The following is a 12,465-nucleotide window of genomic DNA, read 5'->3' as shown; positions in this document are numbered from 1 at the left end:
AATAATCATGTCTAAAATTCTATATAGAATTTCGGTACGATCACAACGACAGCCAACTATACTTTTATGGTTAATTTTTTGTTGTATATCCAGCACACTTCATAGTCAAGTTGTTGCCGGAGATGCTTATTTAATTGGTGCACAAGTAGAAATCGGAATAGACGGAGACGCAGGACATGAAGGCGCCGCAGATTGGCCTGATCATAATTCAAGAGGAGGCGTAACAGATGTTATATTTGGATTTGTTGCCAATCCAACTGATGACGGTTGGGTCAATTATAATGGTGATTATTTTACAGCAGGTACTCCAGAAAATGGATTCGGTGTTGAAATCAATGGGCGAAATTATAGTAACAATGCTTGGAATCATAATACCACTTCAACGCATTTACAAGAGATACCCAAACGACCTGGCACCAACATAACCCATTCGCAAGTTGATTCGTGTTTAACAGTTTCGTGGGAAGGCATGGTAGCTGGCGTTGTAATAAATGTGAAATATCATTTGGTAAAAAATAAACTTTATTACAATACAGAAATCACCATTACTAACGAATCCGGTAGTGATATTAACGATTTTTATTACTACCGTAATTTAGATGCTGACAATAACGAGCCTTTAACAGGTAACTTCAATACAACAAACACAATTATTGCACAGCCCAATGACGAATGCCTAAAAGCATTGGTTTCAGCAGAACAATCAACACCGTGGGATTCTTATGTTGGTATTGGTAGTTATGGTGAAAATTTCCGCGTAAGTCATGGCGGATTTTCAAATAGAAGCGGTTCTGACATTTGGAATGGCATTGGTTTAAACAGTACAGTGGGCTTAATAGAAACTGGTGACTTTGCTATTTCCTTGGCTTATAAAGAAGCGATATTAAGTGCGGGGGAAACGATAAATTTCAGTTATGCTGTCGTACTTGCTTCATCACAGGTTGATGCCTCATTAGCCAATTTATATTATGTAAATTATGAAACGCCATTTGTAAGTGGTGGCGAAGTAAATTGTTTAGAACGAATCATCGTCACTTCTTGTTTAGGCGCTCCGATCACACTAAACGTTGAAGGACCGGCAGTCGACGAATATAATTGGACATGGTCAACTGGTGACGAAGGAGAATCTATATTATTCTACCCAGAAGGAAGTGGTCCTATCTATGTAACAGGCGTTCCAATTTCCCCTTGTCTTTCAAGCTCTATTACCAAAGAAATATTTATTGAACTAAGTGAAGGTCCTATCATTCAAATAGAAGATCCAGGACCAATTTGTGAAGAATTCAGTTTAGACACATTGGTCATGTACGATGTAAACGGAGGAACAGACATTACGTGCATTTTTCTTACAGAAGAACCTGATTCTGCAACCCAAGTCGAACCATTATTCCCTGGACCAGTTGTTTATCCTGACGATGAAGTCTGGCTTTTATGCAGAGATACGATTACAGGATGTTATTATACACAATTAATTGACTTAAATTTTATTGGTATTGATCCCGCAGGAAAAGATACAATAATGGAAGTTTGTGGAGGTTTTGGTGCCATATACAATTTACACTTTATACTCTCTGATACGGATAATTCAAAAGGTAGATACGTCGATTTAAGCGGTACGGGAAAACTAAACGATTCGACAGGTATTTTTAACGCCGTCACACTTGAGGGGACTTTCGAATTTTTATATATAGTTGATGGCGTCGGTGACTGCCCAAGTGATACAGCGCATTACATCATAACTGTACTCCCCAACCCAAACGCTTTATTTGAATATGAGGTTGCTGGACTCTCATCAAACGATGGCATTGCAAGTGCCTGTATAAACGATACAGTATTTTTTACCAACCTCTCCTGGGTTGACCCGCCGCAATATATCGAATCCTTCCAATGGTCTTTGGGTGAAGGCGAATTTTCGGAAGAACTCCACCCCTGGAAATTATACACAGAAGACGCCAATCATTCAATATCCCTCGTTGTAGTTAGTGACAATGGATGTATCGATAATCACTCATTGCCAATAAAAATATTTGACTCTCCTAAAATCACACCATTAATCACCGATCCGCAATGTTTTGGGTTCACAAATGGATCGATTGAAGTAACAACTGATGTGAATATAGAATTCTTTAGAGTCGTCATTACAGACGAAGACAGAAATATATTAAGTGACGGCCCAGCTTTACTCGAAGGCTTAGGTCCAGGAACATATTATATTGATCTTTATCATGATAGAGGCTGTAATGGTTCCGACACTGTTACCTTATACGAACCCATTGAACTTGATATTTTACTACATTTTGCTAACCCACCATGTGCTAACGATTCAGGTTATGTTGTTATTGATTCTGTAACCAATCAAAGTTTTAATAACCCAATCTATTACGAATGGGAACCAAACCCTGCTGGAATTGAAGGATTTGAAGCAGATTCGTCCTATTGGATGAAAGCAGGTGATTATACGGTCACCATAACAGATTCGAAAGGCTGTAAACAATCGGCGGACATAACATTAATTGATCCTCCACCATTCTACTTTACCGAATGGGGATGGGACACAGCATATTGTAGATTGTACAATTATCAAAGTGGAAACGGAATTGTTTATGCTGCCGCAGCTGGAGGCGTCCCGAATTACCACTATGAATGGACTTATGATTATGATGGTACCACCTCAAACAACACAACATGGGGCGGTCGAAATCCAGGCAACCACACCATTCGAGTCACAGATGCCGGCGGTTGTGTTTTAACAAAAGTAATCTATGTTGACTCTGTAAACCCAATAGCATCATTCACAATGTATTCAACGGATCTGAATGAAGATTGCGAAGGAACAGCACCAGTAGAGGTTGAATTCACCAATACCTCACAATATTATGCCAACCCTAACAACCCAATTTCTGACACAACTTTCTTTTGGGATTTAGACCGAGGAATTGAAGAAGATTGGATAATTACACATGATTTTTACGAAAAATTCGATACAATTTATGAAGCAAATGGTGAATCTTATACCGTTAATGCATGCTTGATTGCAATGAACAAAAATGGTTGCCGAGACACGACATGTAAAACGATAACAATTTTTGAACCACCAATATTTACACCGATAAATGTATTTTCTCCAGATGGCGGAGGCGAAAACGACTATTTCACATTCGAACATTTTTCGAAAGGCATTGATGAGTTTAATTGTATAATTGTCAATAGATGGGGAGTACAAGTAGCTGAAATTAATGACATTCGAGGACATTGGAATGGACTTGATTATAGAGGCGTTAAATGTACCGATGGTGTTTATTTCTACACCTATTTAGCAATTGCCGATAATGGAACTAAGTTCGAAGGACAAGGGAATGTTACAATTATTAACTCCGGAAGAAAATAAGTTCAAAAATTGACCGAAAATCACAAGAAATATCAATTCAATTGTAAGTCGATTTTAATAATCTTAGTGTGCTGTTTTTCCATAACCAACCTCACCGCACAAATTGTAGATGACAATGCTTACTTAATTGGCACATTCGCAGAAGTAGCAGTACACGGTGAAGCTGGGCATGAGGGAACCGCAGATTGGGCAGACCACAATTCGAGAGGCGGGAATGAGGATGTACCATTTGGTTTTGTTGCCAATCCAATTCCTGATGGATGGGTCAACTACAATGGTGAATATCTCACAGCAGGAACACCCGAAAACGGATTCGGCATAGAAATAAATGGACGAAACTACAGTAACAATGCGTGGAATCCTGCGACATTATCGGCATACATGCAAGAAATTCCAAAACGACCTGGAACAACCATAACCCATACGGTAGACGCTAGTTGTAGAATTGTCGAATGGCAAGGAGTCGTCGAAAATGTAATCATCACTGTCCGCTATCAATTGAAGACGGGTAATAGCTATTACAAAATGCATATTTCATTAGAGAATACTGGACCATCAACCTTAAGAGATGTGTATTATTACAGAAATATCGATCCCGATAATAACCATGCACTAACCGACGAATTCAACACCACAAATACTATTATTTCACAACCAGGACCAGACTGTATAAAATCATTAGTTATTGCCCAACAAAGCGCTCCATGGAATTCTTTCTTAGGGCTCGGTTCATTGGAGGATAACTTTAGAGTAAGCCACGGTGGATTCGCAAACAGAAGCGGATCTGACATTTGGAATGCAACGGGTTTAAATGGAGATGTTGGAGATAGAGAAACCGGAGATTTTGCTATATCAATAGCTTATAAAACAGACATTGCAGCAGGAGAAACAGTAGACTTCAACTATGTAGTTGTAACCAACGAAAACGCTGTTGAAGATGCTTTTAAGAGTATGTACTACTTGTCTTACGAAACAGAAAACGAATCAGGAGAGGCTGCTTATAGAGGCTGCATATACGAACCTTATGGAATTGTTGTCTGTCCAGAATCATCGTTAACTGCATATTTACACGGACCTTTTATTGATCAATATGAATGGAGTTGGGAAGATTCAGAATCAGATTCGACTTCAGCTGAATTCGTCATTTCCGGCGCTACAAATATCACAGCAGTTGGAACTCCAATTTCCGATTGTCTATCAGGAACTATTGTCGTAGAAATTCGAGTTGCAATGGCTGCTGGCCCACCAATCGATTATGACGATCCAGGACAACTCTGTGGTTTTCTGGATTTAGACAGCTTGTTTATAAATGTAGATGGAGATAATAACTCATGTGTATTATTAACCGAACAACCAATGCAGGCAAATCAAACCGAACCCGCATTTTTAGACACAGTTATTCGAAGTGGTGATATTGTTTATATATCATGTACTGATACACTTACAGGTTGTTATAGTTTCAAAAAAATTACGTTAAATTTTACAGGTGAAGGCAGCGCAGGACCTGATTCGAGTGGAACCTATTGTAGTGGAGCGGGAACAATGGTAGACTTAAGTGGTCTTTTGGGTGATACCGCAAATCTTTATGGGAGATATGAAGCTTTGGATATAGGTGGTACACTGAATGATAGCACAGGAATTTTCAGTGGAACAGGCTTACTTGGTGAATACAGATTTTATTATATTGTTGACGGAAAAGCACCATGTCCAAACGATACTGCTCTTTTCACAATAACACTCGTACCATCACCAAATGCAAGATTTTATTACGAAGTGAATGGTTTATCATCCCTTGATAGTGTATTAGAGGCATGTATTAATGATACCGTTGATTTTTTCAACACCTCCTATATTGACCCTCCTCAAGTCATCGATCGGTACAGTTGGGATTTTGCCGACGGGACGAATTCCGCAGAAGAAAATCCGAGGCATCGATTTACTGGTGCTGGAAATTTTGCCGTCACCCTTTATGTTTTCAGCGAAAACGGTTGCGCTCATGCGTATGTGCGATCCATAAAAATATATAGCAAACCAAATATTGAAACAATTATAGAGCAACCACAATGTTTCGGAGACACTAACGGAAGTATTCTAGTCACCTCTGATATCGATATTAGTCTATTTGACTGCATAATAATGGATGAGTTTGGTACAATCATTAATGATGGAAATGTTTTCATGGACAATTTAGGTCCAGGCAAATATTATATTGAATTGAACGAAGACGCAGGTTGCAATAATGTCGACTCGGTTTTATTTAGAACTCCAAATGAATTAGATATGCTATTCCATATCGGTCAACCTAAATGCTTGGGAGACTCAGGTTATGTAGTAATTGATTCTGTTAGTTACGAAAGTTTGAACAATCCAATCACCTACGAATGGATTCCAAATCCTGCTGGTATTGGTGGTTTAGGTGCTGATTCTTCTTATTGGATGAAGGCAGGCGATTATTCTGTAATCGCAACCGATGCCAAAGGTTGTACAATTTCAAAAGATTTTAAACTAGTCGACCCACCTCTCTTCTACTTCACTGAATGGGGATGGGACACAGCTTATTGTAGATTGTATAACTATCAAAGCGGGAATGGTATTGTGTATGCAGCCGCTGCCGGAGGCATACCGAATTACCATTATGAATGGACTTATGATTATGATGGAACAATATCTAATAATTCTACATGGGGTGGCAGGAACCCTGGAAATCATACCATACGAGTTACTGATGCTGGTGGTTGTGTTTTAACAAAAGTAATCCATGTTGACTCTGTAAACCCAATAGCATCTTTCACAATGTATTCAACTGATTTGAATGAAGATTGCGAAGGAACAGCACCAATAGAGGTTGAATTCACCAATACCTCCCAATATTATGCCAATCCTAATAACCCAATTGCTGACACAACTTTCTTTTGGGACTTAGACCGTGGCATTGAAGAAGATTGGATAATTACACATGATTTTTACGAAAAATTCGATACAATCTATGAAGCAAACGGAGAATCCTACAACGTGACCGCTTGTTTGATTGCGATGAATAAGAATGGATGCCGTGATACAGTCTGTAAAACCATCACTATTTTTGAACCACCAATATTTACCCCCATCAATGTATTTACGCCGAACGGTGGCGGTGAAAACGATTATTTTACTTTCGAACATTTCTCTAAAGGAATCGACCAATTCAATTGTATAATTGTGAATAGATGGGGCATTCAAGTTGGAGAAATAAATGACATTCGAGGATATTGGGATGGACTAGATTACCGTGGCATGTTATGTACAGATGGAGTCTATTTTTACACCTATGTAGCCATTGCAGACAACGGCACCAAATTCGAAGGTCAAGGCAATGTTACAATTGTAAATTCCGGAAGAAAATAGTACATTTATAAAACCCTTTCAAAATAAAAATGATCAAGCAAATACTCATAGCAAATATTAAAAACGCACGCAATATATCGGTGCTAATTTGCTGCTTGATTATTCCCAACGTTCAGAGTCAAATTGTCGCTGGAAATGCATATATGATTGGTGAATATGTTGAAGTTGGTATTGACGGGGAAGCTGGTCATGAAGGAGCAATTGATTGGCCTGGAAACCATTCAAGAGGCGGGGTTACAGATGTAAAATATGGTTTTGTTGCAAATCCTCAAATTAATGACTGGGCTACTTTTGATGGAGATTTTTTCACCTCCGGCACACCGGAGAATGGATTTGGAATGGAGATCAATGGAAGAAATTATAGTAATAATGCTTGGAATCATTTAACACTTGTAACGCATCTACAGCAAATTCCAAAACGACCAGGCACAAGCATTACCCACACTAAAGTCGATTCGTGTATCACGGTTGAATGGGAAGGCAAAGTTGCTGGCGTTGCTATAAATATAAAATACCACTTAATTATTGATCAAGTAACGTTTGATGGTCCCGAATATGACCCATTATATTACACAACAGAAATCACCATTACAAACGAATCTGGAAGTGATATTGAGGACTTTTATTATTATAGAAATTTAGATGCCGATAATAACGAAGCCTTATCGAGAAACTTTAATACAAAAAACACCATTGTTGCACAACCTGACGAAGACTGCTTAAAAGCATTGGTTTCGGCCGAACAAACAACACCTTGGGATTCGTATGTTGGCATAGGAAGTTATGGTGAGAATTTCCGTGTAAGCCATGGTGGTTTTTCAAATCGAAGTGGTTCTGACATATGGAATGGTACAGGATTAAATAGTGATGTTGGCGATATTCAAACCGGTGATTTTGCCATTTCTTTAGCCTATAAAGAAGCGCTTTTATCAGCGGGTGAAACAATCAATTTTACTTATTCAATCGTACTCGACGAATCAAAAGTTGACGCTTCATTATCAAGTTTATATTATATCGAATATGATTCTTATTTTGGTGCAGGTGGAGAAGTAAACTGTCTTGAATACCTCACGCTTGACGGATGCTATGGAAATCTAATGCAATTCAATATTACCGGTCCTGGAGTTGATGATTATAGTTGGGAATGGAATGTTGATTATGACAATGACACATCTTGGTTAATGCCTCAACACCCTGTTACCTATCCATTTGATTGGGTAACTGTGGAAGGAACTCCTCTTACTGAATGTTTAACTACTCCAATAAAAAAAGCAATAAAGGTGTTTCCATATGGCGGTTTCTTATTGGTTATAGAGGATCCAGGTCCAATTTGCGATGAATTTAGTTTAGACACTTTCGTTGTGTACGATGATTATGGAAGTGAGCATATGGAATGTGTTTATTTAACGGAAGAACCGGATTCTGCTTGGCAAATGGAACCAGCTTTTGACGGCCCAGTTGTCTATCCGGGTGATGAAGTTTGGATGCTCTGTAGAGATACTGTAACAGGATGTTATGCTTATGAATTATTAGAATTTTATTTTATAATAGATAATGCCGCGGGCAGAGACTCTTCTATTGAAGTTTGTTCTGGTTTAGGCGCCATATACGATTTACACATGCTCCTTCAACCTGACGACAACAACAAAGGGCGATATGAAGAAATCACATCCTCCGGAAGGTTTAACGATTCAACCGGTGTATTAAATGCCATAACTCTCGAGGGAACATTCGAGTTCTTATATATTTTAGATGGCGTTGGTCATTGTGCAGGTGACACCGCACATTACATCGTTACAGTTTTACCTGCTCCAGATGCTTTATTCGAATTCGAAGTTGGTGGACTATCCTCCAACGATGGTCTTTTAGATGCTTGTATTAACGACACGATTTACTTTACTAACTTGTCTACTATTGCTGATCCGCAGTATATAGAATCATTCGAATGGGACTTTGGTGATGGCACATTCTCGGATGAATTACATCCGCGTAAAATATTCGACGAACCAGGCCTTAAACTATTCGTTTTAAAAGTAATTAGTAATGCTGGTTGTGAAGACAATTACAGCTATATGGTTAACATCTTTGATGTTCCTGAAATAACAACAATCATTGCCGATCCACAATGTTATGGTTTCACAAATGGATCAATAGAAGTTACAACAGATGTAAATATCGATCTTTTTAGAATTGTCATTTCAGACGAAGACAGGAATATATTAAGTGACGGTCCAAACTTACTTGAAGGCCTTGGCCCAGGAACCTATTATATTGATTTATATAATCGAGGTGGTTGCAACCAATCTGACACTGTCACTTTATATGGTCCGGTAGAACTTGATATTCTATTGCATTATGCCAACCCGCCATGCCTAGGTGATTCAGGCTATGTGGTCATTGATTCTGTAACCAATAAAAGTTTAAACAATCCGATATCATACCATTGGGATCCAAATCCGGCTGGAATTGAAGGTCTGGATGCCGATTCATCTTATTGGATGAAAGCAGGAGATTACACAGTCACTGTTACAGACTCAAAAGGTTGTATTCAAACAGCAGACATCACTCTAGTGGATCCTCCTCTATTCTATTTCACCGAATGGGGATCAGATACTGCTTATTGTAGATTGTACAATTATCAAAGCGGAAATGGTTCTGTCTATGCGGCTGCCGCAGGTGGTCGTCCGAATTACATTTATGAATGGACGTATGATTATGATGGAACAACATCTAATAATTCGACATGGGGTGGCCGGAATCCTGGTGAACACACCATACGAATTACTGATGCAGGTGGTTGCATTTTAACAAAAACTGTTTATGTTGACTCAGTTAATCCAATTGCCTCGTTTACGATGCAATCAACTGATTTGAATGATGATTGTGAAGGAACTGCTCCAGTAGCAGTTGAATTCACAAATACTTCTCAATATTTTTCGAATCCTAATAATCCATTAGCTGACACAACTTTCTTCTGGGATTTAGACCGTTCAATTGAAGAAGATTGGATGATCAGTCATGATTATTTTGAAAAGTTCGACACGATGTACCAAGAATTAGGAGAATCTTATCATATAAATGCTTGCCTGATAGCGATGAACAAGAATGGATGCCGTGATACAGTCTGTAAAACCGTCACAATTTTTGAACCACCTGTATTTACACCTATTAACGTATTTACGCCAAATGGTGGCGGTGAGAACGACCATTTTACTTTCGAACATTTCGCAAAGGGAATTGACGAATTCAATTGTATAATTGTGAATAGATGGGGCGTGCAAGTTGCTGAAATAAGTGACATCAGAGGACAATGGGATGGACTTGATTACAAAGGTGAAATGTGCACGGATGGCGTGTATTTTTACACCTATATCGCGATTGCTGACAACGGAGACAAATTCGAAGGCCAAGGCAATGTCACCATTGTAAGTTCGGGTAGAGAATAGACAAAACGAACATAGAATTACTTTATATCCGAATAAATATTTAATTCGAACATTATTTGCTCCCTCAGCAAATCACTGAGCAGAAAACACTTAGTTAGGTTAACAAATTGTTCTTAAAAAATTAGTGAATCAATTAATATTCGCTTAACACACATAACGTTGATTCGACTTTACTTTTACATCTAATATTTAAAAGATGTATGCTAAAAAAATTGACGATAAAAGGTAAAATCCTGCTATCAATGTTATCGCTTGTTGTTCTAGGATTTATATTAATTTTCGCTTTTATTGTCTATGAAAAAAAGAAGGATTCAATTGACGTTTTATCTACCCAACTAAATACAATCAGTAATTATTTCCATGACGCGTTACAATTTAAATCTGACTTTTTACTTTATGAAAGAATTAATCCTGAATTCTTTATAAGTGGCCGGAGTCATTATATAGACAGTTCTAAAAAAGCTATCAATAATTTTTCGCAAAAGCTTCATAATTTCTCAATTCACCGCAAATATTTAACGCACGAAAACGATGAAATATTAGTTAAAAAACTGAAATCCTACATTTCAAAATTCCAGGTAGAAATGGACTCGTTGGTCATATTAACCTTAAACCGGGGATTTGAAGACTACGGTATCGAAGGTAAAATGCGATGGTTTGCCCATCAAATGGAAACAGAATACAAAGAAATAGTTGAACCCGCAGACATTCTAACACTAAGAAGACATGAGAAAGATTTTATTTTAAGAAAAGAATTAAAATATAAAACAAAATTCGAACAACAATACCAACGAATTTTCAATAAAATAAATACAAATTCGACCATTAATACGAATAAAGAAACCCATTCTCTTACCACTTTAAAAATGTATCTCACCTATTTCGATTCGTTGGTAAAATTAGAAGGAGCAATCCGTCTTAAAAATGGCGGCTTATTGACAAAAATAGATAAAACAGGAAAGGTCATTCAAAAGAGTTTACAGCAAATACAAACACTTGCTACAGCTGAACAAAATATGCTCCTTGTCAATTTACGCAGTCAATTTGTATTAGGAATAACACTCTATTTTATATTCATTATTGCAGTCAGTTTTAAACTGTCTAGCACCCTTACAAAAGGAATTAAAAAGCTATCACAGAATGTCAAAAGTTTTGTTGAATCGAATTATAAAATAACCGCTAATTACAATGACTTTAAAGGACAAGATGAAATTGCTCAATTGGCAAAGAACTTAAAACTATTAGAAGATGAGATTGTCATCCATTTTAGCAACTACAAAACCAAAGTGAAAGAGCGGGCAAAAAAAATACTTACTCAAAAAGCAGCAATCGAATCTAAACAATCCGAAATCAAGCAAAAAAACAAAGATATTCTAGCAAGTATTCGTTATGCTCGTAAAATCCAAGACACCATTTTACCAAAACCAATTGCGCTTGATGAATTATTACCGAAACACTTTATTCTATATAAACCTAAAGATATCGTGTCAGGAGATTTCTATTGGGTAAAACAGGCTCAACAAAAGGTATTTATAGCAGTTTGTGATTGCACTGGACACGGTGTTCCTGGTGCATTTATGAGTATAATCGGCAACAACTTTTTAAACCATGCAGTGAATGTAAAAAAGATGGTTGAGCCGAATGAAATTCTACAATTCTTAGATACCGAAATGTCAAATGCTTTAAGCCAAAGCGATAATAACCAACACAATTACCCAACAAAAATCAGGTTAAATGATGGAATGGACATTGCATTAATCAGTATAGATTATAAGACTAAAGAATTAAATTTCAGTGGTGCCCAACGCCCATTAATTATGATCCGGAACAATCAAATCACCGAGATAAAAGGAGATAGATCACCTATAGGTGGACACATCACTAGCGCAAAAAATAATTTTCATTTACACCGATTTAACATTGAAAAAGACGATCAATTCTATCTCTTTACAGATGGATACGCGGACCAATTCGGTGGACCAAACAATAAAAAATTTAAACACAGATATACTAAACAGCTACTTCATTCTAATCATCAAAAAACAATAAAAGAACAAGGTATTATTATACAAGAAACGCACGAATTGTGGAAAGGACAAAATGAACAAGTCGACGACATTTGCATGATCGGACTACAGTTTTAATCCCCTAGGTTTAATTTAGATATATTTTTCCTCAAAATTCGAATGTCTCTTGGTTTAGAATTTTAAACCCAATTCGACAATTTTAGTTTTACCAAATTTACAT

The 12,465-nt window shown here is 37.4% G+C and carries 4 protein-coding genes; all 4 read left to right on the top strand.

Annotation, left to right across the window (positions count from 1 at the left end):
* Positions 1–7: 7 nt before the first annotated feature.
* The 4 genes from T367_RS25660 (at position 8) to T367_RS0106110 (ending at position 12,362) form a co-directional block, all read left to right on the top strand.
* A complete protein-coding gene (locus tag T367_RS25660) occupies positions 8–3,388 on the top strand; it encodes a T9SS type B sorting domain-containing protein (protein WP_027419047.1) in 3,381 nt (1,126 codons plus the stop codon).
* Positions 3,389–3,454: 66 nt separating this feature from the next.
* On the top strand, positions 3,455–6,772 hold the full coding sequence (locus T367_RS0106120; RefSeq protein ID WP_027419046.1) for a PKD domain-containing protein: 3,318 nt from the start codon (positions 3,455–3,457) through the stop codon (positions 6,770–6,772).
* A gap of 29 nt (positions 6,773–6,801) precedes the next feature.
* Positions 6,802–10,218: a T9SS type B sorting domain-containing protein gene (locus tag T367_RS0106115; protein ID WP_084274327.1), complete on the top strand. Its 3,417-nt coding sequence runs from the start codon at positions 6,802–6,804 to the stop codon at positions 10,216–10,218.
* Between the two features lie 200 nt (positions 10,219–10,418).
* Complete coding sequence (locus T367_RS0106110; RefSeq protein WP_027419044.1) at positions 10,419–12,362, top strand: SpoIIE family protein phosphatase; 1,944 nt, start codon at positions 10,419–10,421, stop codon at positions 12,360–12,362.
* Positions 12,363–12,465: the final 103 nt, after the last annotated feature.

Origin of the sequence: Crocinitomix catalasitica ATCC 23190, assembly GCF_000621625.1 — a bacterium.
Lineage (GTDB): Bacteria > Bacteroidota > Bacteroidia > Flavobacteriales_D > Crocinitomicaceae > Crocinitomix > Crocinitomix catalasitica.
Note: the sequence above shows the minus strand (reverse complement) of the source record. Positions and strands in the feature narration are given on the sequence as shown.

Excerpts from the sequence above, each read along its gene's own strand:
- T367_RS0106110 (WP_027419044.1), top strand. The coding sequence starts at position 10,419 with ATGCTAAAAAAATTGACGATAAAAGGTAAAATCCTGCTATCAATGTTA.
- T367_RS25660 (WP_027419047.1), top strand. The coding sequence starts at position 8 with ATGTCTAAAATTCTATATAGAATTTCGGTACGATCACAACGACAGCCA.
- T367_RS0106115 (WP_084274327.1), top strand. The coding sequence starts at position 6,802 with ATGATCAAGCAAATACTCATAGCAAATATTAAAAACGCACGCAATATA.